General features: G+C 38.7%; 17 protein-coding genes and 1 pseudogene. 10 read left to right on the top strand and 8 right to left on the bottom strand.

The features are described 5' to 3' along the window. The first annotated feature begins 7 nt into the window (after nt 1-7). The 5 genes from ACFILN_RS08730 to ACFILN_RS08710 all read left to right on the top strand — a co-directional run bounded on the left by ACFILN_RS08730 (nt 8) and on the right by ACFILN_RS08710 (nt 10,104). Nucleotides 8-1,561, top strand: coding sequence for a BID domain-containing T4SS effector (locus ACFILN_RS08730; protein ID WP_375671324.1), 1,554 nt, complete (start codon nt 8-10; stop codon nt 1,559-1,561). A 343-nt stretch (nt 1,562-1,904) separates the two neighbouring features. Then, complete coding sequence (locus ACFILN_RS08725; RefSeq protein ID WP_375671322.1) at nt 1,905-2,747, top strand: BID domain-containing T4SS effector; 843 nt, start codon at nt 1,905-1,907, stop codon at nt 2,745-2,747. A gap of 353 nt (nt 2,748-3,100) precedes the next feature. Then, nucleotides 3,101-4,381: a BID domain-containing T4SS effector gene (locus ACFILN_RS08720; protein ID WP_375671320.1), complete on the top strand. Its 1,281-nt coding sequence runs from the start codon at nt 3,101-3,103 to the stop codon at nt 4,379-4,381. A 306-nt stretch (nt 4,382-4,687) separates the two neighbouring features. Further along, nucleotides 4,688-6,568: a BID domain-containing T4SS effector gene (locus tag ACFILN_RS08715; protein ID WP_375671318.1), complete on the top strand. Its 1,881-nt coding sequence runs from the start codon at nt 4,688-4,690 to the stop codon at nt 6,566-6,568. Nucleotides 6,569-6,885: 317 nt separating this feature from the next. Further along, nucleotides 6,886-10,104 carry a BID domain-containing T4SS effector gene (locus ACFILN_RS08710; protein ID WP_375671316.1) on the top strand — a complete coding sequence of 1,073 codons (3,219 nt, stop codon included), beginning with the start codon at nt 6,886-6,888 and terminating at the stop codon, nt 10,102-10,104. A 288-nt stretch (nt 10,105-10,392) separates the two neighbouring features. Here the strand turns inward: ACFILN_RS08710 and ACFILN_RS08705 are convergent, their stop codons facing one another. Beyond that, nucleotides 10,393-10,551, bottom strand: a complete 159-nt coding sequence (locus ACFILN_RS08705; protein ID WP_375631323.1) for a hypothetical protein — start codon at nt 10,549-10,551, stop codon at nt 10,393-10,395. Nucleotides 10,552-10,952: 401 nt separating this feature from the next. Between ACFILN_RS08705 and murJ the strand changes: the two genes are divergently transcribed. From murJ to ACFILN_RS08685, 4 genes are all read left to right on the top strand, one after another. Then, entirely contained in the window at nt 10,953-12,524 is a 1,572-nt protein-coding gene (murJ, locus tag ACFILN_RS08700) for a murein biosynthesis integral membrane protein MurJ (protein WP_375637751.1), read from the top strand. Between the two features lie 60 nt (nt 12,525-12,584). Then, entirely contained in the window at nt 12,585-13,655 is a 1,071-nt protein-coding gene (gene trpS, locus ACFILN_RS08695; protein WP_375631322.1) for a tryptophan--tRNA ligase, read from the top strand. A 62-nt stretch (nt 13,656-13,717) separates the two neighbouring features. Continuing rightward, on the top strand, nt 13,718-14,209 hold the full coding sequence (locus tag ACFILN_RS08690) for a universal stress protein (protein WP_273790942.1): 492 nt from the start codon (nt 13,718-13,720) through the stop codon (nt 14,207-14,209). 59 nt (nt 14,210-14,268) lie between these two features. After that, nucleotides 14,269-14,847, top strand: coding sequence for a NifU family protein (locus ACFILN_RS08685; RefSeq protein ID WP_273790941.1), 579 nt, complete (start codon nt 14,269-14,271; stop codon nt 14,845-14,847). Between the two features lie 448 nt (nt 14,848-15,295). Here ACFILN_RS08685 and ACFILN_RS08680 read toward each other — a convergent pair. The 3 genes and pseudogenes from ACFILN_RS08680 to ACFILN_RS08670 all read right to left on the bottom strand — a co-directional run. Next, a pseudogene (locus ACFILN_RS08680) lies at nt 15,296-15,376 on the bottom strand (DUF4102 domain-containing protein); the annotation flags it as partial. An 877-nt stretch (nt 15,377-16,253) separates the two neighbouring features. Next, nucleotides 16,254-16,589 (bottom strand): zinc ribbon domain-containing protein YjdM, encoded by a 336-nt coding sequence (locus ACFILN_RS08675; RefSeq protein ID WP_375618296.1) that lies wholly within the window; start codon nt 16,587-16,589, stop codon nt 16,254-16,256. A 1,067-nt stretch (nt 16,590-17,656) separates the two neighbouring features. Next, nucleotides 17,657-19,285, bottom strand: coding sequence for an alpha-D-glucose phosphate-specific phosphoglucomutase (locus tag ACFILN_RS08670; protein ID WP_375657840.1), 1,629 nt, complete (start codon nt 19,283-19,285; stop codon nt 17,657-17,659). A 217-nt stretch (nt 19,286-19,502) separates the two neighbouring features. On the opposite strand from ACFILN_RS08670, the gene ACFILN_RS08665 reads away from it, so the two are divergent. Further along, nucleotides 19,503-20,027 (top strand): peroxiredoxin, encoded by a 525-nt coding sequence (locus ACFILN_RS08665; RefSeq protein WP_375631347.1) that lies wholly within the window; start codon nt 19,503-19,505, stop codon nt 20,025-20,027. An 882-nt stretch (nt 20,028-20,909) separates the two neighbouring features. On the opposite strand, the gene ACFILN_RS08660 is transcribed toward ACFILN_RS08665, so the two are convergent. The 4 genes from ACFILN_RS08660 to pyrF all read right to left on the bottom strand — a co-directional run bounded on the left by ACFILN_RS08660 (nt 20,910) and on the right by pyrF (nt 24,714). Then, nucleotides 20,910-21,443 carry a replication protein gene (locus ACFILN_RS08660; protein ID WP_375671314.1) on the bottom strand — a complete coding sequence of 178 codons (534 nt, stop codon included), beginning with the start codon at nt 21,441-21,443 and terminating at the stop codon, nt 20,910-20,912. 591 nt (nt 21,444-22,034) lie between these two features. After that, complete coding sequence (gene hisS, locus ACFILN_RS08655) at nt 22,035-23,519, bottom strand: histidine--tRNA ligase (protein WP_375671312.1); 1,485 nt, start codon at nt 23,517-23,519, stop codon at nt 22,035-22,037. Between the two features lie 42 nt (nt 23,520-23,561). Further along, nucleotides 23,562-23,819 (bottom strand): hypothetical protein, encoded by a 258-nt coding sequence (locus ACFILN_RS08650; RefSeq protein ID WP_375667181.1) that lies wholly within the window; start codon nt 23,817-23,819, stop codon nt 23,562-23,564. A 49-nt stretch (nt 23,820-23,868) separates the two neighbouring features. After that, nucleotides 23,869-24,714, bottom strand: coding sequence for an orotidine-5'-phosphate decarboxylase (gene pyrF / locus ACFILN_RS08645; protein ID WP_375660904.1), 846 nt, complete (start codon nt 24,712-24,714; stop codon nt 23,869-23,871). Between the last annotated feature and the right edge of the window lie 500 nt (nt 24,715-25,214).

Raw genomic sequence — 25,214 nt, 5'->3', positions numbered from 1 at the left:
AACAGCCATGAAAAAAAGTCACCCACAACCAGCCCCCCAGAACCCACAACCCCAGAGCCAAGACCCCCTCTATGCCAAGGTTAATAAACCACCCAAAGAACAGCGCAACCCACAACACTATACACTTCAACAACCACCAGAAACGGTCTTTGCTCCCAAAAAGCCACTTGACCAACAAAACCTAGGATCTCCTAATGTAGAAGACCTCTACGCAAAGGTTAATAAACCACCCAAAGAACAGCGTAACCCACAACACTATACACTGCAACAACCACCAGAAACGGTCTTTGCTCCCAAAAAGCCACTTGACCAACAAAACCTAGGATCTCCTAATGTAGAAGACCTCTACGCAAAGGTTAATAAACCACCCAAAGAACAGCGAAACCAACAACAATACACACTTCAACAACCACCAGAAACGGTCTTTGCTCCCAAAAAGCCACTTGACCAACAAAACCTAGGATCTCCTAATGTAGAAGACCTCTACGCAAAGGTTAATAAACCACCCAAAGAACAGCGAAACCAACAACACTACACACTTCAACAACCCCCAGAAACGGTCTTTGCTCCCAAAAAGCCACTTGACCAACAAAACCTAGGATCTCCTAATGTAGAAGACCTCTACGCAAAGGTTAATAAACCACCCAAAGAACAGCGCAACCAACAACAATACACACTTCAACAACCAGAAGAAACGATCTATGCTCCCCAACAGCCACTAGGAAATCCCTATGACAGACTTGGTGGAAGACCAAGTGATGGGCGACGCACCAACAGACTCGTAGACCCCTATAAAATAACGGACTTGGAAGCGCAAGGTTGGCAAACACCCTATGATACAATTGGTGGAGGAGCACAGGGTGGAGGACATCGCCAAGAACCGGAACATCTCTATGCAGAGCTTAACTTTGATGAACGTGGTGAGCCCTCTCCCCAAAGACCACTCGAATCTGTCTATACAACGGTTGGCATGGGGGCTGAAGGTAGGCAAGAGTCTGAACAACTAGAAAATCCTATCTACCAAGGTGTTGGCAGAGGAGCAACACCCCCTCCCAGAACCCAAAAAGATGTGATTACAACAAAGCTTTTAAAAAACGTAGACTTTCAATATGGTGTAAGAGAAACGCAAGAGTGGTGCAGAGTTGTTTATGGTAACGAACATGCTTTGAATAACCACCTTGCTAAAATTCTTGACAACCCTCAAAGTGCAGAGCAAATCTTATGGGAGCTTGCCGAACATCCTGAAGGTCCTGGCAAGCTTGCGGGGAGCAAAATACTTGGTGTAAAGTCTCCAAGCCGCAGAGAAGCTGAAGATGGTTTTTCTCCCCTTTGCTCAGCTCTTGAGAGGCATATACATACGGCACAAAAGCTCCATAAACAGTTTACACGGGAGCATGAAAGAGAAAGAGGTCAAAGACAAGAAAGTCCAGAAAGAGAAGCAGAACACAGACACCACCACCACCATCATCATCGTCATGCAAGAGGACAAGAACAAAATAGTCCAGAGCACAGCCCACAAAGACAAAGACATGGAGAAAAAGGAATGGCTTTTGCCATGTAAGTGGACATAAACGTAAAAACAGATAGTTTTTGTTTTTCATTTAATCTTTTTTTCAGTGAGTTTCTTGGCGCAAATCATTTCATAGCGATTGCGCCAAGAGTTGTTTTAGAATGTTACAAAAAATAGTTCTAAAAGTGGATCCTGTAATTTATTGTAACTTATTGATAAAATTTCATAAAAAAACTGTATAAAAGACATAAATGTTCATTACATATCAATATTGAATAGCGCAGAATCTTTGGCGGTCATTCGGTTGGATATCTTCCTTTATATAAAAGTTATCAAAACTAAAAGTGGGGAATGCACCAAAGAGGTTTTCTAAAAATATTGAAAGGAAATATGTATGAAAAAACATCATCCACATCCTTCTGCAAATCCAGAAGCCCTCTATGCACAAGTTAAGAAACCAACCAGAGGAAACCAGCGCGGTCCAACCCCAGAAGAGGAAGTTACATACGCAACTGTTAGCAGTGTTTCTCCTTCAAGAGGGAGACATCCTGATCGGGGAAGAGAAAATCCTGAAACCGATTACACAGAGGTTGCTCCCCCAAAACGCGAAGAAGAAATTACATACGCAACTGTTAGCAGTGTTACCCCTTCAAGAGGGAGACATCCTGATCGGGGAAGAGAAAATCCTGAAACCGACTATACAATGGTTGCTCCACAACAAAGAGGAAGACCTTCATCTTCCCTCACAGCTGATCAAATAAGTGTCATACTTTTAAAAAATCCACAAGTTCAAGCATATGCACAAGAGGTCGTGCATTGGGGTACAACTGTTTATAACAGTGACACGCTTTTCCAACAGCACTTGCAAGACATACTTAAAGATCCCACTAAAGGAAAAGAGCTTTCAAATCAACTTGCTGAAAATCCTGAATCTATGCATAGGCTTGCTGGACGCTCCACACTTGGCTTAAAAAATCAAGCACGCAAAGCAGCTGAAGACGGTTTTAAACTGCTCGTTGATGCCATTGATGGTTATACGAAAGCTGTAGAAAATGCAATGGAACAGCTATTGCACACCCCTCTAGCGGAACAAAGACGCCATCAAGAAAATTCTCAGCAAGTTGAGAGACACCATCATCGTCATCATCATCACGCAAGAAGACAAGAACACAATAGTCCAGAGCACAGCCCTCAACGACAAAGACATGGAGAAAAAGGATTTTCTTATGCCATGTAAGGAGGCATAGACGTAAAAACAGATAGTTTTTGTTTTTCATGTAATTTTTTTTCAGTGAGTTTCTTGGCGCAAATCGTTTCATCGCGATTGCGCCAAGAATTGTTTTAGAATGTTACAAAAGATAGTCCTAAAAATGGCGCCTGTAATTCACGACAACTATTGATAACTTATTGATAATATTTCACAAAAAAACTGTATAAAAGACACAAATGTCCATTAAGCTGATTGCAAATAGCGCAGATCTTTGGAAACTCATTCAGCTCGATATTTCTTTTGTCTCAAAGCGATCCAAGCATAAAAGGCAAGAATGCACCAAAGAGGTTTTCTAAAACAATTTTTGAAAGGAAACATGCATGAAAAAAAACCACCCTCATCCTTTTCCATCCTCTTCAATACAAGAACTTATAAAGCTCTATGAACAAGCAGCGGCAGAGGTCTCAGGCGCAGCCCCCCTTCCTAAAGAAACGCCTTCAAAAAGCAAAAGACTGTCATCCATACCGGAAGAAGATGAGGAAAGACAATCTCTTTTAAGCGAAGAAACTGTATATGCATCAACAAATCCAACAGCTTCGTTAACAAGAGGCGGCTCTACCAAAAGGCAGCAAAAAACTGAAACGACACACGCAACAATTCCTTCACAAGTTACCCAAAGAACAACAAGAGTTCTCTCAGAGGAAGAAATCATTCAATTGCTTCCACACCATTCATTGGTTCGAACCTATCAAGAAGAAATCCAACGTTTATCCGCAAGTGCTTATGGCAACCCAAACATTTTGCAAGAAAAAATGCAAGAAATTCAAAGAAATCCAGCTGCAGGAGAAGAGCTCTCATGGCGCATGGCAGCCTATCCTGAAAGTATTGCTAAACTTCTAGGCACCAGCATGTTGGGCTTTAAAAATCGAGTGCGTAGACAAGCGGAAGAGAGTTATTCCACTCTCAGTATCACCATTGATTGTTATACAGAAGCTGTAAAACAGGCAAGAGAGAACCTCTTACAATCTCCAGAGCAAGAACTCAAAAACTATGAACGCTTTATGGGGAAGGAAGCCGTCGCTAAACTTCTACAAAAACCAGATCAACGTGAAAAAGCAACGCTTTCAGAAGTAGAAATTTCTACCCAAATTCACCAACATTCAAAAGTCAAAAGACACCATGCCCAAATCCAATATTGGTGCGGTGTTGTTTTTGGCAACAAAAACATTTTGCAATCACAAGTGGAAACACTTTTCCAAAACCCTGAAACAATAGAAGCACTCGCACAGCAACTTGTCGGAAATCCTCAATCTTTTCACAAGTACGCTGGTCGTAACTTTTGTGGCTTTAAAAATCAAGCACGCAGGCATGCTGAAGCTGGTCTTTCTCACCTCATTGACGCCACTGACAATTATGCAACGGCTGTAACACAAGTAAGAGAGAGCATTTCACAAACCGAGCAGATAAAACAAAAACACAATGAAGCATCTTCTGAGAGATCGCAAAACTTGCATCAACAACAAAGCGTCTTACAGTCTGCTCAACGCCCCGAGCCTTCAATAGTAACGCATGAAGAAGCAACAACCTCTACGCAACAAAGAGAAACAGATATTCGTCCTCGCAAAACTACCGCCCCAAAAGCGATGGCTTTTGCCAGCTAAACAGGACATAAGTTTTCACATTAAATCTAACATCTTGGCGCAACACAGGAAAGAGGTGTTTGCGCCAAGAAAGAGAGAAAATTGATACAAAATTTATTTTTCCGTCCCTTAACCCAAACACTGGAGAAAACAATCTTTAGAAAATGATTATGATCTGAGCCAAGAAAGCCCCATCTTGTGAAACCATTCAGTTTCATATCTGCTCTCGTAAAGACCGAGTAAAAAAGCATAAAACAGAATAAAAACCAACGTACGTTTTTAAATAGTATTTAAAAACAATATTGGAAGAGTTTGAAAGGAACATGCATGAAAAAAAGAAATCCCTCCCCTTTTATCACCGAAATGATGGAAAAATTTCAACAACCGGCTGAACAATCCCCCACCAGAACCCCTCCTTCCCAAGTTTCTCAAAATTTGCCAAAACCAACTGTAGAAAAACGCCCAGAAAATTTATCACACCACCCAAAGGTTGCGCCACCGCCCCCCCCCCGCATGAGAGCAAACACTCAAACCAGCACAATGCCCTCCAGCGCTAAAATCCCCAGCACCAAAACCCAAGAGATACCTCCTCTCCAAACAAAAGTAGCTCCGCCCAAACCCCCACGCACAAAAGAAAATCTACAACCCAGCTCACAAATCCAAGAACGCTCCTCTCCGCACACAAAAACGCCTCCACAAAGACCACCACGTGCAAAAGATAGAGAACAAAACAAAACAACAGCTCAAGAGAGAGAACACCTCTATGCAACGCCTACTTCGCAAACACCCCCACGCATGAGGGAAAAAGCACAAACCGGCACAAAAATCCCCAGCTCACAAATCCAAGAAAACTCCTCTCCGCACACAAAAGCAGCTCCACAAAGACCACCACGTGCAAAAGATAGAGAACAAAACAAAACAACGGTTCAAGAGAGAGAACACCTCTATGCAACGCCTACTTCGCAAACATCGCCACGCATGAGAGACAGAGTGCAAAACGGTACAAAAATCCAAAATCCTGAAACATACGACCCAAGTGTTAGACCCAAAACACCATCACATATGAAAGTCAGACAGCAAAGCAGTTCATCATCACAAGACAGTGGAACATATGCCGTCCCTCCTTCAAGAAAACCGCTCCGTATGGGAAACAGAAAACAAAGCGATACTATCGTCCCAAAACCTGCCTCTCCACACACAGCAATTGAACAACCAAAACCGTCTCACGGACAAAAATCATCTATTAATACAATGGAAAGAGAGCTGTTACTCGTAGCATATCAAGAAGAAATACGATTTTTGTGCGAAAAGGTTTATGGCAACAGGCTTATTTTAGAAGAAAGAATAGAAGCAATCAAAGAAAACCCCAATATGGGAGAACAGCTCTTATGGGATATTACAGAACAGCCTAAGTCTATTTCTAAGCTTGCTGGTAGAAAAGTTCTCGGCATAAAAAATAACGCGCGCAAACAAGCTGAAGAAACTCTTCCTACCCTATGTGCTGCTATTAACGGTTATATGTATACTTCAAAATATACAAAAAGTGAAAATATTTCACAAGGTTTTCACACGGAACAACAACATCAGCGACAAGCACAAGAGAAAGAGCCAATAAATCAACATTTACAAAATTCGCTCAATTCAGAAAAGAAAATAAAGCCTCTCTCAAATCAGGAAATTGCCCGCAGAGTTCAACAAGATCCATCGGTTCAATATGGTCAAAGAGAGATCCAATATTGGTGCCAAATTGTTTATGATGATCCATTTATTTTACAATATAGAATGGAAGATATGCACAAAATTCCAGAGATGGGAGAAGAGCTTGTATTTCAAATTAAAAAGGATTCTACATCTTTTGCTCCACTTGCTGGTAGAAAAACCCTTGGCATAAAAAACGGAGCACGCAAAGCCGCTGAAGAAAATATCCCTACCCTTTGTACCGCCATTAAGGACTATGCTGATACAATAAAACAGTTAAGAGAAACCATTGTGCAAAACCATCAGGCAGAACAACAAAAACGTTATCAACCACTTACCGATCTCGATAAAAAATTACAAAAGCAGCAAAGCTTATCGCAGCCCCCGAAGCTGCCTGAACGCTCAACAGTAAAGCGGCATCAAGAAGTTGCAGAAACTTCTAGACAAGAAGACCAGCCGCATATTCGACAGCGCAGAGCCGAAGCATCAAAAGCTATAGCTTTGTCGTGATAAATCTCACAATTGTTGGCTTTTCATACAAAACTTTGGTGCAATTATCTTGCCAAGATTGCATCAAAGACGGTGTATGAAATACAGAAAACTTTGAATAAGACACCCCATTATTTTACAGAATTCATTGATAAAATTTCACGATAATACTTCATAAAAATTACACACTTTAACTTTGTTCCATGCGAATAAGGTCAATTTTTTCAATCATTCAAATGGGCATTCTTCTTTGAAGAAAACGCAATGAAAATAATTAAAGGCAAAAAATGTAAAAAAAGCTTTCAAAAAATAATGTTAACATTTGAAAGGAAATATACATGAAAGAAAACACTAAACATTATGCCTCTTCCTCACAGGAAAAATTGCAAGAACAACACTCTGCAATTAGTGCAGCCATTTCTAAGCAAATCAATGAAGAAGCGCAAAATTTTTTCTACCTCAATAGCAAGGTGCTTAAAAATAAATACCGCATCAAAGAGCAAGAAATATTAAAAGAATGCTGTTCTAATGATGTAAAAAAAGAAATGATAAAACTGCATCAAGAACCTCTACCAGAGCAGTTTAATGCCTCTTATCTAAAATACCTTCATCAACGCCTCTTTTCCCGTGCATTTGAATGGGCCGGACACACACGCGAAGAGCCTTTTACATTTGAAGATGGTACTGTTGCTTCTATGCCCATTTTGAAAAGAAAAGAATTTACAAAACCTTTTGCGATTGGCAAAAAAATACAGAAGGGACTAGAAAAGTTAGATAAAACGCTTTCTGAAAAGAATAATTTACAAGGCTTAACGCGCGAAGAATTCGTTGAACAAGCCGCTGGAATAATGATAGATTTGCACCACTTGCATCCTTTTAGAGAGGGCAATAGGCGCACAAAGAGACTGTTTGTTGAAAAACTCGCTCAAGCAGCAGGACATGAGCTAGACTTTTCTCTTGTGAGCAAAAAACGTAAAGACTTTGTCCGCGCCGCTGCCATGGAACATGGCGATCCAGAGCCTATGAAGCATCTGCTTGAGGATATCTCAAATCCAGAAAAATTGCTCATTTTACAAGAATTTACCAACTCTATGAGAAAGCTTGGATTGGATGAAAAAAATTATTATCTCACTGTCGTCGCAAAAGAAGGAGAAACCTATCATGGTACCTACAGAGGCAGTGGACCCAATGGCTTCATGCTTGATGCCAACGGGATTTTCATCTTAGGAAATAAAAAAGATCTCACCCCAGAGCAAATACAGACATTAAAAATCGGTGACGCCCTCTCCTTTACAGCGCCCAAAACTCAAAACCCAGAAAAAAACATTGCTTCCAGAAAAAAAAGAGCCGTTCTCACAAACGATGAAATAACTGAAAAGAGCAAAGACAACGCATCCATTCAAACAAAGAAAAAAGAAAAAGCCCATTTTTCACCATGGAGTGCCCCTCATGCTTTACATGACAGCATTGAAGTTATGCCCGAAAATTTGCAAGAACAAGAACAAATGACCAAACCAATTGCTCAATCTGCTTCCTCTATGAGGCAAATGCAAAAAGATTTCCAAAAAAACATTTTACAGACCAGCAATACAGCGACAAATAATCCAATATCTGTCCAAATGACAAAGGAAAAACGCTCTGATCATCAAGAAAGAATGAAACAGCCCCCAAAAAAAGCAATGGCATACTGGGACACTGGTACAAAAAAAACGGACACCGTCCCTCTCACCTTACAGGAGAAATTATCCTCATCGCCTCAAACCGAAGAAAATAAGACAATGTACCGTAATTTCTTTTGCCCTAATAGTATCACCTTAAAAAATAAATATGGAATAAACGACTATAAAAAATTAAAAGTGCAATGTGCCCATGATACAACAAAAGCAATCATTCATCTACGCCAAGAAGCGCCACCGCAAAAACTAACTTCCACATATCTCCAATATATTCATCACACCCTATTTAAAAATACTTTTGAATGGGCCGGACAAACACGCGAAAAACCATTTACATTTGAAGATGGTACCGTTGCTTATATGCCAATGATGAAAAAAGCTGGGATTTCTTTTGCCTCAGCAAAACAGATACAAGAGGGACTAGAAAATTTAGATAAAATACTTGCTGAAACGAATAGTTTAAAAGGCTTAACCCGCGAAACATTTATTGAACATGTCACTGAAATGTTGATACAGCTCAACTATACGCATCCCTTCAGAGAAGGTAATGGACGCACACAACGAATGTTTTTTGAAAAACTTGGGCAAGTTGCTGGCCACACACTCGACTTTTCTCTTGTAACAGAAAAACGTATGAATCTTGCCAGCATTGCATCGCTAAAACATAACGATAAGGAAGAGATGAAACATCTGCTTGAGGATATCTCAAATCCAGAAAAAATACTTATTTTAAAAGAATTCATGGACAATATGAAACATATCGGATTTGAGAGTCTTCATAATCATCTTATTATAACAGCAAAAGAAGGTCATACCTATAAAGGCTTCTACAGAGGCAGTGGGTCCAATGGCTTCATGCTTGATGCCAACGGGATTTTCATCTTGGGAAATAAAAAAGATCTCACCCCAGAGCAAATACAGACATTAAAAATCGGTGACGCCCTCTCCTTTACAGCACCAAAAATTCAAAACCAGCAAGAAGTGCTTATCCCCGCAGAAACAATAGCCCCCCTTACCAGCAATGAAATTGCCACAAGGATAAAAAACAACGCATCCATTCAAGCAAGAAGAAAAGAAATCGAAACTTTGTGTCAAATCATTTATGGCAATCGTCATATTTTGCAGGAAAGAATTGAGATGATCCATGAAAATCATACTGAAGGAGAACAGCTCACCTATCAAATTACCACCTCTCCCCAATCTATTTCTAAGCTTTCTGGTAGCAATGTATTTGGCATAAAAAACAACGCGCGTGCCCATGCTGAAGCAAATATTTTGCCCCTCTGTAGAGCCATTGATCGTTATATCAATATTTTTAAACAAACAGAAAGAGACATTCTCCATACCCATCATGAAAAACAAAGGCGGTGTGAACAGTCGGTAAAAATTCCTGAGGCTTGGATGAAAAATCTCTTTTCCTTGTCAAAAGCACAACAGCAAGAAACTTTATCAAACTCTCCTGAATTAAGGGGGGAGATAAGGACTTATATCAAAAAAATCAATGAGCGCTTATCCTCAAGCGAGCATGAAGCTATAAAGGAAAATAATCCTGAAAAACTTGCGAAGAGTCTTGGTACATCAACCGTTAAAGCAAAAGAGATCATGGAAATAATCAAGCAGATAAAAGAGATAGAACAGCATATACAACCCATGTATTTTTATAACCATAAATTCGATGAGCGCTTAGCACCAAACCAGTATCAATCTATCCAACATCAATCTATAAAGAAAAATAATGAAAAAAAATGTTCCAACACTCTTGATAAAGAAGCAATTAAAGTGCAAAAAATGACAGAAAACGTCAATCAGAGTCCTAAAAGACAAGAAAATATTCAACCTCACAAAACAGAGCACACAAAAGCAATGGCAATGAATATCTAAAGGGTCCATAAACTTTAACTTTTTTGCCCTCTCTGGTAAAAATGATAGCCTTTACCCCCCCCTGCCTTCATCGGCAAATCAATCGACCTCAACGAGAATGGAAACCATGAGAGAGCAATTTTATCTTATTTTCTCAGATGTTATCCTCATCAACTGTGAAAAGAAACCTGAACAGGAAAAATAAAAGGATCAATCATTTTTGAAAATGATAATGAATCACTTTCATTACCTGTCGTGCTAAAAACAGACAAAATGCTGTTGAAAGATCACGTCTTCCTATCCTTTTGTTTATGTAATCTCTAAAACGAAAAGGCAGCCAAATTTGGAGAGAACATAAAGCCGTAAAAGTGAAAACCAATCACCAGCTTTACCATCACCTTTTAGCTCAACCTTACGACTTTTTAAAACATCTAAAGCGCTGTTTTTTAAATAATGGAAATTGCACATTGTTTCATGCTTTTATTTTATTTGCGTTCTTTAAATAGGGTCATGCCCCTCACGTAAAACAGTAAGGTATTGGGTTGCATTATTCACGACATCAAAACATAAAGAGAAATTATCATTATATATCCTTATATATCCCTTAAAACTGTTATGATATTTCTCCCATATTTCAGTTTGAAAAAGAAATTTTAATTATTTTATGGCAACAATAAAAATTTTAATGCAACAGTAAACAAGGAGCATAAAAAAGTCTTCAAGCACCATTGTTGACAGAGAGATAAACACCGTCGTAAAACGCTTTCCAAAAGTATCCTTGATTAGGATAGAGATCAGATTTTTACGATTTAAAACGGTTTATTTCTCCTGTCATCGCTTCTCTTTTACAACAAAGTTGATATATCTTTATGACATTGATTAAAAAAATTGCAACAGTTGCTTCCGGAACCCTTATGAGCCGTATTTTTGGCTTCGTACGCGAAATGCTTATGGCAGCAGCCCTAGGGACAGGTCCTGTTTCTGATGCCTTTAACGCTGCTTTTCGTTTTCCCAACACATTTCGTCGTTTTTTTGCTGAAGGTGCCTTTAACGCTGCTTTCATTCCTCTTTTTGCAAAAAAAATCACTGAAGAAGGTCACGAAACGGCATGCAAATTTGCAGAAGAAGTCTTTGGTGTTCTCTTTTCGCTGCTCTTACTGTTAACGATTGCGATGGAACTGAGTATGCCTTTTTTGGTACGAACCATTATTGCCCCAGGTTTTACCGAAGATGCAACAAAATTTAACGCTACCATTCACTTTACTGCAATCATGTTTCCCTATTTAACCTGCATGTCGCTTGCTGCCATGATGGGGGGCATGCTTAATGCTCTGCGACGCTATTTTATTGCCGCCATTGCCCCACTCTTTTTAAACATTATTCTGATTGGTGTGCTTGCCTATGCTTGGATCTATAAACTTGACGCTTGGCATATCGGCTTAAATCTCTCTTGGGGTGTATTAGCAGCAGGGCTTCTTCAACTCACCTTAATTGCCCTTGCTTTGCGTCAAAGTGGAATGAAAATTTCCTTCCGCCAGCCCCATTTAAGTCCTAATGTTCGCAAGCTATTAACTTTAGCATTCCCAGCAGCCATTACGGGTGGCATCACACAAATCAATTTGCTCATTAATACCAACATTGCTTCTAGTCAATCGGGTGCTGTCTCTTCTTTGATGTACGCTGATCGTCTTTACCAATTGCCTCTAGGCGTAATCGCCATTGCCGTTGCAACCGTTCTTTTACCAGAATTAACACGCGCTTTGCGGAGCAAAAAGCATAAAGAAACCCACCATTTACAAAATCGCTCTATTGAATTAACATTGTTGTTAACACTTCCAGCATCCATTGCTTTTTTGCTGCTCTCCACTCCCATTGTCAGTTTGCTCTTTGAGCGAGGACAATTTACCAGTCAATCAACACACCATGTTGCACAATTACTAGAACTTTATGGATTAGGACTTCCAGCTTTTGTTCTTATTAAGGTCTTTATTCCTAATTTTTTTGCCCATGAAGATACCAAAACACCGATGATTTTTACAGGTATTTGCGTTTTCATCAATATCAGTCTCGCCTTAACATTATTTCCTATTCTATCTGCACGAGGCATTGTTATTGCTGAAATTACCTCTGGATGGGCCAACACACTGTTGCTGTGGAGTGTCCTTATCAAACGCGGTTATTGGAAATACGACTTCCAACTGATAAAGCGAATATTATGTCTCATGATGGCAACTCTTTTGAGTGCACTAGCCCTCTATTACGGATTGAATGTGTGTGTTTTTTTGTCTTTTCCTTTATCCTCACAAGCATCATTTTTCTTGCGCGCGATCACCTTAGCTGGGATCATGATTGGCATATTTTTGATCTATTTTAGTGCCTATTTTTTATTCAACACCCGTTCCTTTTTTCACACGCTTAAAAATTTGAAAAAACGCTCATAATATCTATACTTTGTCAAAAACAATAAAATGAATAACCTTAATTGAAGAAAGAGCACTCCTATGGATACCTTCACACCACTTGTCTTTTCCGGCGTACAACCGAGTGGTCATTTACATCTTGGCAATTATCTTGGAGCCATTCAGCGTTGGGTTGAACTGCAAAACTCTCATCACTGCCTCTATTGTGTTGTGGATATGCATGCGCTCACAGTCAACCCAGATCCCCTTACTTTACGCGAATCCACCAAAACAGTGACAGCAGCCTTTTTAGCCTCCGGTATTGATCCTCAAAAACACATTATTTTTAACCAATCACGTGTTTTTCAACATGCTGAACTCGCCTGGATTTTTAATTGTGTTGCCCGTATTGGCTGGCTTCAACGCATGACACAATTTAAAGATAAAGCAGGAAAAGATCGCGAAAAAGCATCCCTAGGGCTTTTTGCCTATCCCACTTTGATGGCCGCTGATATTTTAGTCTATCGTGCAACGCATGTTCCAGTAGGCGAAGATCAAAAACAGCATGTTGAACTCACACGCGATATTGCACAAAAATTTAACAACGACTATGCACAGCGTATTGCCGAATTAAATTTTGGTATCTCTATGCAAACAGATGAAGAAAAAAGACAAGGCTTTTTTCCCCTCCCAGAGGCGCTTATTGGAACAACAGCCACACGCGTTATGTCTTTGCGCGATGGAACGAAAAAAATGTCAAAATCAGATCCTTCAGATTTTTCACGCATTAATTTGACCGATGATGCTGATCTTATCGCAAAAAAAATACGCAAAGCCAAAACGGATTCGGCTCCTCTTCCCGATACCCTCACCGCTTTAAAAGAACGACCAGAAGTGGACAACCTGCTTGGTATTTATGCTGCCTTTGCCAAAGTTAGCAAAGAAAAGATTCTTTTAGAATTTTCTGGTCAACAATTTTCGCATTTTAAAACAGCTCTAGCCGACCTTGTTGTCCATAAGCTTGCCCCTATAACAGAAGAATTACGTCGACTTCATCAAGAAAGTGATTATATCGACTCTGTTTTGCATGATGGCGCTAAACGTGCTAGTATGCTCGCAGAAGAAAATATGAAAAAAATTCGTGAAATTATTGGATTTTTGCACGATACATAAAAATAATAAAACTAAAAACTGTAGAGAGCAAAAAAATCGTTTGTACAAAATAGAGAAAGTGCATGATTTCCAAACCCAAAAATCCGAAAAAAGAACCAAAGAAAAAAAACTTAGTCATTATCGATGAAACACCAGAGTGTCGGCGTGCCGTTGCGTTTGCCGCACAACATGCCCAAAACACCAGTAGAACATTGGTATTACTTTGTGTCGTTGATAGTGTAGAATTTCAACATTTTCTGGGTGTAAACAACGTTATGCGCACAGAATCAAAGCAAAGTGCTCATAAAATATTAGGAGACATTGCCAGTGAAGTCCGCACCACCCATGCGCTTGAAACAGAAATAGTGGTGCGTGAAGGAAAAAAAATTGATGAGATTTCCAAACTGATCGACGAAGATAAAAGGATTGCACTAATTGTTTTAGCAGCCAGTGGACATACAGAAGGACCAGGTCCCCTTGTTCAATTAATCGGGAATAAAGGAACAGCTTTTTCAATCCCTGTCATTGTTATTCCTAGCAATCTTGCCGATGAAGATATTAGATCTATTGCCTAAAAAATATAATATTCTACAATGTAAGATCTTCCCAATCCTTCATTATAAAAGGAGAATCTATGTTTATTCAAACTGAAACCACCCCAAACCCTGCAACTCTTAAATTCTTGCCAGGACGCGTGGTTCTTTCTGAGGGCGTATTAGAATTTCGTGACCCTGAAGAAGCAGCTAAAAACTCACCTTTGGCGGCTAAACTGTTTAATATTCCCAATATCAATGGTGTTTTTTTAGGCTATGATTTTATCACCGTAAGCAAAAAAGAAGGGGAATGGCAACATCTCAAGCCCGTCATTTTAGGCACAATCATGGAACATTTTCTATCCAATGAGCCAGTGATCACCACCAACGCTACAACACAAGCACAAACCCATGCCCTTAACGAAGAATTTTATGACGAAAAAGATGCTGATATTGTCTTAACCATTAAAGATCTGCTTGAAACGCGTATCCGCCCAGCGGTTGCCAATGATGGTGGAGACATTACTTTTCGCGGATTTGAAAATGGTATTGTTTATCTCAATATGCGGGGCTCCTGCGCTGGATGTCCCTCTTCAACGGCAACTCTCAAACATGGTATTGAAAACCTTTTACGTCATTTTATCCCTGAAGTTTTAGGCGTTGAAGCCATGCCACAATAAATATTGACCTCAATAGATAAAATAACCACACCGATTGCCCCTCTTCAACAGCGCTCAAACATGGAATGTAAAAATCTTACGTCATTTTATTCCTGAAATTTTAGAAGTAAGCTATGCAGCCATAAAGATAGAGTACTGTTAAAAAAATCTGTCCAATAATGATACCTTCACTCACCTTTCACCTCCACATATGCCTTAAAAAGATTTCAAAGCCCCCTTTAAGAAGCATAAGTTATTTCAACAAACCAATCGTACACAGAAGTACAATGCATGGGTGTGCACTTTAAATTTATTTTGTTTTATAATCTTGTCATGCAATTTTAACGAGGAAAACACGACCTCGTTACAAAAAAAGAAAACTCAAAAAAGAAAACATTGTAAGATAGAGTGCTCATTTGCTCTATCTTTCTCAGTGCTTCCAACGACAAATCACGCAAAATACTCCTTGTAGCAAGCCGGCACCATCATCATATCTGCCAGCCCCTAATGATGCGACAGCTCTTTCATTAAGACGATTCATAAGAGTCATTTTAATCCTTTCTTTCCTCATTTTTACCCACACGCCAGCCCCGCTTGTGGTGTGCAAGCAAGTGATTTTAATTGATTCAACATGGAACAGATTTGAAATGAGAGAATCCCACGTTATTCGGGGTTCTAATTCAATATGAATAACGCTAATTTATTATTATAAATCAATATGTTGTTTCAGCAACTCGACAAAGATCACATTTTGCAACTTGCAATGAGAATTCTGACATTCTTCTTATTTCAATTCTGTTCCATGTTGAATCAATCAAAATCGTCCGCTTACACAGCACAAACTGGATAATAACAAAAACTATTTTTAATAGCTCTTATGTACACTTTTATAAGAGACTGTTGCAGTACTAAGGGCTGGAAAATGCATGGCAATAAGACCTTATCAAGATCATAGCGTCCTTTTTCCATTCTTAAAATCAAGAATTCCCCCCCTATCATTTTCAATCTCATTTCCATAAACATGACGAAAAAATATAACTACCTGTAAAAAATAAATACATTGAAGCCAGATCTATTATGGTTGTTTGAGAAATTATCTGATACAAAAAATGAGAATATTTTTTCAATTCAGCAGGAATAAGTTTGTCTACTTTACGGTATTATTCTTCTCATAAAGCGCATACTTTTATTGTTGCTTGTGAGTCAACATCCAGTCCGCCATAACCGCATATTAAAAGAAAAAGACAGAGTCGCTATTTCTCTGCGATACATGGCTTTGCAATAAAGGAAAACATATTGCTTCTATCTGATTGGTGTAATCTATGAAACAAGAAAAGAAGCCACTGGAGAAAAATATGCCCAATTAGAGAAGAATGTAAAAATAGAAAACCAACGAAATCCAAAAACAATTGCAAGAGGACAAATGCTTAAACTTTTTTCACAAACTCCGACTTTAAACTCATCTGACCAATCCCTGGAATTTTGCAATCAATATTATGATCTCCATCCACCAAGCGAATATTCTTTACCTTAGTACCACCTTTTAAAACAGATGAAGCGCCTTTTACTTTCAGATCTTTTATCACCATAACGGTATCTCCGTTTGTTAAAATCTGACCATTGGCATCATAAACAGTATTGACAAGAACCGTATCATCGTTTTTTTGCGGCCATTCATGTGCGCATTCAGGACACACAAAATTTTCACCATCTTCATAAGTATAAAGACAATCACAACGAGGACATTTGGGATATTGGGTCATAAATTCCCCTTATTAAAAGAAAAATCATTCATTATGACTGGTCATAAAGCAAGAAGTGCTTATTGTCCATTATTTTAGAAAAACATTTCCCTTTGTTTCAATCCTCATCTGCCAACTGTGTTCATGAATGCTATCATCACACACCATACATGAGTTTATAAAAATGATTGATCATTATATAACTTAAATGAGCCCCCGCATATCATAAAATTTACTCACTTCATTCTCTCTAATAAATTAATCAAAATCATTTTCTTACACATCAGCAATACAATTAACGAATGAATAAAAAACAATTAGAAAAGGAACATCTCTGAATAAAAACGCTTCCAAAGAGCTAAAAACTGAGAAACAAGACAATGATAGCCTCAACTTGACCTTTTATTTAAGTAAAGCATTCATAATGTTAGAGAACAAACTAATTTATGATCATAGTTAATGGTTTTGTATATTGAATGAGAGCCGATAAATAAGCTGAGATTCTCTCAACCCCTTTTACATTGAAACAACCAAAGCCTTTTGTTTGCATGTTACAAGTAGGAAAATCCGTGTAAAACGATTATCCAAAATACTAAACACTCTCAAATATAAGAGCCAACATTGAAAGCGGGCAAAGTGAATGATGGTGCCGTCTTACTCTCTCATAAGCGTAAAAATGATGCTGCTCAATGGATGGCCGGTTATCCCTTTCAAAGCAACACGCATAAGATGCGTTTTTAGCGTCTTGAGAGAGAAGCTTCTTTAAAACAAACATATGAAATGTGCAACAATGATCGTATTTTGTTTTGTATGAGAAACATTCCCCTATTAAACAAAAATTTCTATCAAGCCATTGAGCAAACCCATTGGACATAAATGCTCCGATTATGCTCGATTATAATTTCCTACAGCATTTAGTTTTAAGAATCCGGCAGTTTTAGGAATCCGATTGATATGTAAGAGAGGAAAAAACAATTCTCGCCTAAAAATAGAGTTAAGCTCTGGCTTATGGCACATAAAATCACGCCCCTAAAATCACATCCATGTGATCAATCATCATACCTTTACAAAAAAACATTCCAATGATCTTAGGTGATAATATCAGGACGATCTCGCCCCAATGCTTGTTGTATGTTTAACAGTTTTAGTGCCACCTGTTGCAAAGGTTGGAGAACTTCTTGCGGATTAAAATTGTGTTTGCGCGGATCACTTTCATACTGTTCAAAATAAAGTCGTAAAGTAGCACCTAGCGTCCCTGTTCCCGACAAACGAACCACCAACCGTGCTCCATTCTCGAAAAAAATACGTATACCTTGCCGCGTGCTAACGCTCTGATCAACAGGATCATGATATGTAAAATCATCTGCTTTTTTGACGAAAAATCCAGCAATTTCAGTTCCTGCATGTGGTAAGTGCGCACGCAAATACTCTAGTAATGCCAAAGCTTTATCTGCTTCGACTTCTTCATAATCATGCCGTAACGTGTAAAAACGCCCATAGGTGGACCAATGCTGTTGAACAATCTGTGCGACAGTTTTTTCTGTTACCGCTAAAAGATTTAACCAAAATAGGACAGCCCATAAACCATCTTTTTCGCGGATGTGATGAGAGCCAGTTCCAAAGCTTTCTTCACCACAAAAGGTTACTTTCCCCGCATCCAAAAGGGTTCCAAAAAACTTCCATCCCGTTGGCGTTTCAAAAAAGTTTAATCCGTGTTTTTCCGCAACTAAATCAGCAGCACGCCCCGTTGGCATAGAACGCGCTATCCCTACAACACCTTTTCGATATCCTTTAATAAGGTGTGCATGTTCAGCCATAATAGCCAAAGAATCCGAAGGCGAGACAAATTGCCCACGACCAATAATGAGGTTACGATCTCCATCACCATCAGAGGCTGCGCCAAGATCTGGTCCTTGCTCTGACATCAATAAATCATAAAGAGCCTTGGCATAAACCAAATTGGGATCTGGATGACCGCCTCCAAAATCTGGCAAAGGAATACCATTAACCACTGTCCCTTCAGAAAATCCTAAGCATTTTTCAAAAATTTCATGAGCATAAGGCCCTGTTACCGCATGCATGGCATCAAACCGTAAAGTAAGACCTCGAGCAACGGCCTTAGCAATACAGTCAAAATCAAAAAGCTCTTGCATCAAAGCAACATAATCAGCGACAGGATCGATAATATCAATCCGCATGGCTCCCATAAAGACCGTACCTTGCCTATCTAAATCAATATCTGGTGCTTCAAGAATTTTATAAAAGGAAAGACGTTGCGATGTTGCAAAAATAGCATCACATAAAGAATTAGGAGCCGGTCCACCATTGGAGACATTGTATTTGATACCACAATCTCCCTCTGGACCACCAGGATTATGGCTTGCAGAAAGAATAAGTCCACCATGGGCATGAGTTTTACGAATAAGATGCGAAACAGCAGGTGTAGAAAGAATACCGCCCCTTCCCATTTTAACACAAAAAACACCATGCGCCGCCGCCATCTTCAACACAATCTGAAGAAGAGTACGATTAAAAGTGCGCCCATCCCCCCCAAGAATCAACATTTTTCCTTCAAGAGGCCCAATGTTATCAAAAAGAGACTGTATAAAGTTTTCTACATAATGGGGTTGTTGAAAAACAGACACTTTTTTGCGCAAACCAGACGTTCCCGGTTTTTGCCCCTCAAAAGCCGTGGTTAAAACTGTCTTTATGGTCATATCAATACCTTTATATGATTTCCTATAATTTTAAGGTGAAGAGTATCCAAAGTCGACCATTAATTCTACTTGACGGAAGTGTGAAATATTTGCACACTCGTTAGAAGTAAGAATTTTTAAAGAAGCCCTTTTGTTTAAAACGCTTTTTGCCATATGTTTTTAAATACGAAGGCTGTTTTAAAACAAAATTTTCGTAAAAGAATACAGGAGCATCATGATGATGAAAAAAACAGTTCCCAATGTAACATTCCACACACGCGTACGCGATGAATCAATGGCTGGAGACAATCCTTATCGGTGGCAAGAAGTTAACAGCGATGCTTACTTTAAAGGAAAGCGTGTTATTCTTTTTTCTCTTCCTGGAGCTTTTACCCCTACTTGCTCAACCTTTCAGCTGCCTGATTTTGAAAAACTCTATGATGAATTTAAACAAGCGGGTATTGATGAAATTTATTGCCTTTCCGTCAATGATGCTTTTGTCATGAATGCTTGGGGAAAAGCACAAAATATCAAAAACGTGAAATTAATTCCCGATGGCTCTGGTGAATTCACACGCAAAATGGGTATGCTGGTTGCAAAAGACAATGTTGGTTTCGGCATGCGATCATGGCGCTATGCAGCTGTTATTAATGATGGTGTGGTTGAACAATGGTTCGAAGAAGCAGGTTTTTCAGATAATTGTGCAACAGATCCTTATGAAGTTTCTTCACCACAACATGTTTTAGAAGCCTTGAAAAGCTAATTCCCCCAATCGTCTATTTAAACAAAATTTTACGACACAAATTTCCTGAGGAGGAAGATTTGTGTCGTTTACTTTTTACAACATCTATTCGTGAAAACAGACACGATAAGTTGATTGTGCGCCTTCTGTGAGAAAATATTACAGCAATAATTTTTTCAATAAATATTTCACGCTTTAACGGCTTTGAAAAAACTTGAAAAATTGCTGATGAAAAATCTGGACCCGTTGTGGAGCTAAAAAATCAAAGAGTTAAAAGCTGTTGCACGCTATCAAAAAATGGGGATGCAATTGCCAAATGCGCAAATTCATGCAAAACTCTCTCAGAAACATCAAGGACTAACGTATTGATGAAATATGCAAGATCAATGCTAAATTTCTCATACTGAGAAAAACTTTGTATCGAACAATACTTTGATTTATAAAGATAATTTATAATTTTGCATATTGAATGAGAGGAGCCGAATATCATAAGATTGTTTTATTTTATCCCTTCTTATATTGAATCCCTTAAAACTATTTTCTTGCTCATTAGCAAGTGGGATTGGCATATGAATAAACGATTAAAAAGAGTAAAAATACCTCTCGTAAACGCGCCAAAATACAAGAGCTATGAACATCATTACTGCAAAGTTTACAAAAGTATCAAGAAAGAAAATACAGATCAAACATTTGTTTGAAGAGGTGCACAGTTCAAATTAACTTATGTCTCATAAAAAGAAGAAAATATGGCATAAAAACCGCTCTGCATAAAGAACCATTCATGGAGAATATTAAATCAAAACAGATCCCGCAAACATTCCAATTCACATACCATAAACAGACTCATTGCTGTTCTCATAGCCATTTATTCTAAGCTTTTATTTTTCTCTAAGAGAAAAACGGTTAAAGGAGTTGTTTATTCGGGTATTCTACCGTAAAGTGTGCTTCTATCTCTTCCTCTTCATCGAACTCAAAATCTTCATCACATTCAGGAAGACCAAAAATATCTGGATTGATGAAATAACAATCTTTTTTTGTCCCCTTCGCTACAATTTTATTCTTTTCTAATTCTTTGATACCTTCTTTAAAACTTTCAAAATTAAGATATTCTGGTTCTTGAATTGAAAGATCACAAGTCAAAAATTCCTCAAGAATATCATGATCCAATGTTATCTGATCAAACCATAAATCCACATCATCCCCCTCATCTAACATTTTCCCTACCTGCCACAACATCACAAAAAATGCTTTCATACCACTAAATGATAGCCCAAAAATCATACGCCGACATGACGAGGCGCCTGAAAAGGTAATTTGCGGAAGATCTTCAAATCCGAAATTTGAAGGAGGAAGTCTAAATGACTTTCCAATATTCTCAGGTCTTTCAAGAATAAAGGGATTTCGTTCATAGAGCAGAGTAAAATCATATTGGACCATTTTCATTTCTCCATTAAAGAGTTGATTTTATGAAATAATACATATTATCAGTCAGTTACCATTATGGCAGCTTACAATTCATCCAAACATGCTCCTGTAAAAAATTGTTCGATTTAAGTCATTCCATTGTTTTTTGAAGCTTAAAAAGTCTTTTAGGATAAAACGCTCTAGTTCTCCCTCCTTTTGCAATAAGACTAGATTTTGTAATGTCCAAGAAGAGAACATCAAAGGATTTGATGCTCATAGATGAGAATTCAAAGATGAAGCCAATATGAACTTGTCAATATTTTTATAAACTTTTGCAGAAGCGTTACGTGAAACCCTTTAATTTTCTCAGAGTTTTTTCTTCGTTAAAATTTTTTTGCTCATTTTAACGCATTATCATCGCATCCTCAGAAGGGCACATTTTATAGCAAATAGCGCTTATTTACCTCTTTAAAAATCTCTCTTTTATTCCGCACGCACTCCAAAAACTCGATTTTGAACGCGTGCGTCAGCACGTGTAAACGAGCAAAGTACAAATTTAAAAAATTGAGTTTCAAATTTCCAAAATATTTCGAACAATCACTTGTATAAAGACTTTTACCATTATCATTTTTGAGCTGCTAAAATATCCTGTACCGTTTTGACCAATTGATCTTCATCAACCGTCACTTGTGCTGGTCGACTTTCACGCCATGTTTGATTATCCTTAATTTCATGAGATAACCGCGCCCCTTCAATCAAATCTTTGATCTGTATTTTTCCACTCTCACGTTCTTGTGAGCCTTGGATAACCACACAAGGCGCTTGGCGTCGATCTGCATATTTCATCTGCGCTTTTATCCCCGATGCCCCCAAATAGAGCTCAGCACGAATTCCGGCACCACGCAACTGCATCACCATTTTTTGATAACCAGCAACCGCCTCTGGCTCTTTATCCATCATCAGCACAACAACCGGCCCTGTTGACTCTTTCATAGGCAACTCTCCAAGATTTTGCAAAGCAGCGATCAAGCGTGAGACCCCGATTGAAAAACCTGTTGCTGGAATGTTTTCACCACGAAAGCGTGCCACCAATCCATCATAACGCCCACCACCACCAACGGAGCCAAAAACAACTTTCTGCCCATCATCATTGAAAACATCAAAAAGCAACGTAGCCTCAAAAACAGGACCTGTATAATAATCCAGTCCACGCACCACCGATGGATCAATCTTGATACGATTCTGAATGCCATTTGCGACAAAAATTGCTTGCATTTCCTCAAGCTCACGAATTCCCTCACGCCCTTGAACATGATCACCAACCACTTCTTTAAGAACCTCAAGCGTTTCTTCTGCTGTTTCAGCTCCAGCAGCAGTTAAGGTAAGAATACACTCAATCTCTTTATCCTTAAGCTCCGCCCCTTTTGTAAAGTCACCACTTTCATCCAAACGCCCTTTTCCCAAAAGCAAACGCACCCCTTCAGAACCAAATTTATCCAGTTTATCAATTGCTCTTAAGACAGTTAAGCGCTTTTCAGCCTGCTCATTTCCCCCCAAACCAATTTTCTCTAAAACGCAATCGAGAATTTTTCTGTTGTTCAGACGAATGGCATATTCATGATGCTGAAACCCTAGTTTTTCCAAACTATCGGCTGCCATCATGCAAATTTCGGCATCAGCTGCAACCGTTGGTGTTCCAACAATATCCGCATCAAACTGCATAAATTGCCGAAACCGCCCTGGACCTGGTTTTTCATTGCGAAAAACAAAGCCAAGACGATAACTGCGATAAGGCTTTGGCAAAACTTCAAAATTCTCGGCAAAATAACGAGCAAGAGGCGCGGTAAGATCATAGCGCAAAGACATCCATTGCTCATCATCATCTTGTAGCGAAAAAACGCCCGCATTTGGACGATCTGAATCCGGTAAAAACTTACCCAGCACATCTGTATATTCAAAAATTGGAGTTTCTAGTGCTTCAAAACCGTAAAGTTCATAGACTTCACGAATTTGCGCAATCATTGTTTCAGTTGCATACAACTGTGCACTTGTACGATCCACAAAACCACGGGGTAAACGGGCTTTGGTTTTTTCTTGTTTTGATGACATGTTTTTCTCTAACAACAATATATATTCACCGATAACGTGTGTCTATCTTATAGAAACAAACGCTGCAATAACTTTATCAACTGGAAACTGGTAACAATATGCATAAGCTTTTGCTTTTGAAGGATGTAAACCCTTACCCTTAAGGCAATCTACTGAAAATATTTGTACTTTCAATAGGAACATAGCCTCCCGCTCAACATGAAATGCCCGCTTAACATTCAATGAAAAGACATCCGCGCTTTTTGAATGAAACCACAAAGCAACTGTTGATTCTGGATAAATCGGAAACATCCCCCTCAAAAGCCCTCCCTCTCAAAATTCTTCAGATTTATTACAGATGCAAAAATCCTCAAGACATCAGTGTGCTTTGCGCTTGTTCTGCAAAATGATTGATAACATTTTTTAAATCAACAATATTTCGTCCAGCATCTGTAATAGAGCGTGATACAGAGGGAATAACATTCTGCCAAAGTCTTTGTGGAAATTGATTTGCTAATTGTGTCATTGTTCCACCTTGGGCACCAATACCCGGAACGAGAAACAGACTATTGTTTAACTGCTCGATTGTGTCTTTTGATTCAGATCCTAATGTCGCTCCTATAACCGCACCTATGGGACCAATATTATGATGGAGAACCGGAGACTGAGAATTATAATCACAAATACACTGTGCTAGATGAAGAGAGAGTGTCTGATCACCAATAAGCGCATTTCGTATTTGTTTCCCCTCTGGATTAGAAGACTGAACAACCACAAAAACTCCTGCTCCTGTTTCTTCTGCAACCTTTATCAGAGGAAGAAGAGCATCAAAACCCAAAAAAGGATTAACTGTGATGGCATCAGCTTTGAACGCACTGCTTGGACCCAGCCAAGCTTTACCATAGGCTTCAGCAGTAGAGCCAATATCTCCCCTCTTTACATCCGCCAGAACCAATATGCCTTGTTCGTGTGCATTTTCAATCAGTTCTTTGAGAGCTTGAAGACCTTCCACACCATATAATTCAAAAAATGCGACTTGCGGCTTTATAATCCCCACTTTACCCACAACCGCTGTTAAGAGGATATCACAAAAATCTTTTAGACCTTTATAATCAAAGCTTAGTTTCCACGATTGCAAAACTTTATGGCTCGGATCAAAGCCAATACAAAGAGGTCCATAGATTTCACGATTTTTAAAAAAAGTTGAACGAAACATTTTATATCCTAACAAGGTCTCTCTTTAAACTTTTTGATACAATCAAAAAGAAAACCATTTGTCAAAAGAATACAATAGCGAAAACACAAAGAAAGAGCTCTCTATACAAAATGTGCTTTTATTTATGAAACATAAATATATTCCCATTCGTAACGCTTATCATATGTTTATCGACCAAGACGTTGTCATGAGATAAAAATTCAAATTTATGAAAGAATATAAACAAAAAAGCATCCATATTATTATGACCTCATAAAGCCCTATAGGCGTACCTTGTCGTTTTCACACCCTTTTTTATGATCAACAAAAACTCTCTATGAACACGTTTTAAACAAAAGTTTCAAAAGAAAATGCCCCACCATGATGATCTCGATCTTAACTTTAGATCTTTTCTATTCCTTTTTAGCGGCTCTTTATCCCTTTTGGAACATAATTTGCAAAAAGGCATTGTATCTCCAGCATATTCAAGGAGATAAAACATGGAAACTCGCATTCCTGAA

Origin of the sequence: Bartonella sp. CL434QHHD, from assembly GCF_042195145.1 — a bacterium.
Classification (GTDB): domain Bacteria; phylum Pseudomonadota; class Alphaproteobacteria; order Rhizobiales; family Rhizobiaceae; genus Bartonella.
The sequence above is the reverse complement of the archived record's forward strand: the minus strand, read 5'-3'. Positions and strand labels throughout refer to the sequence as shown.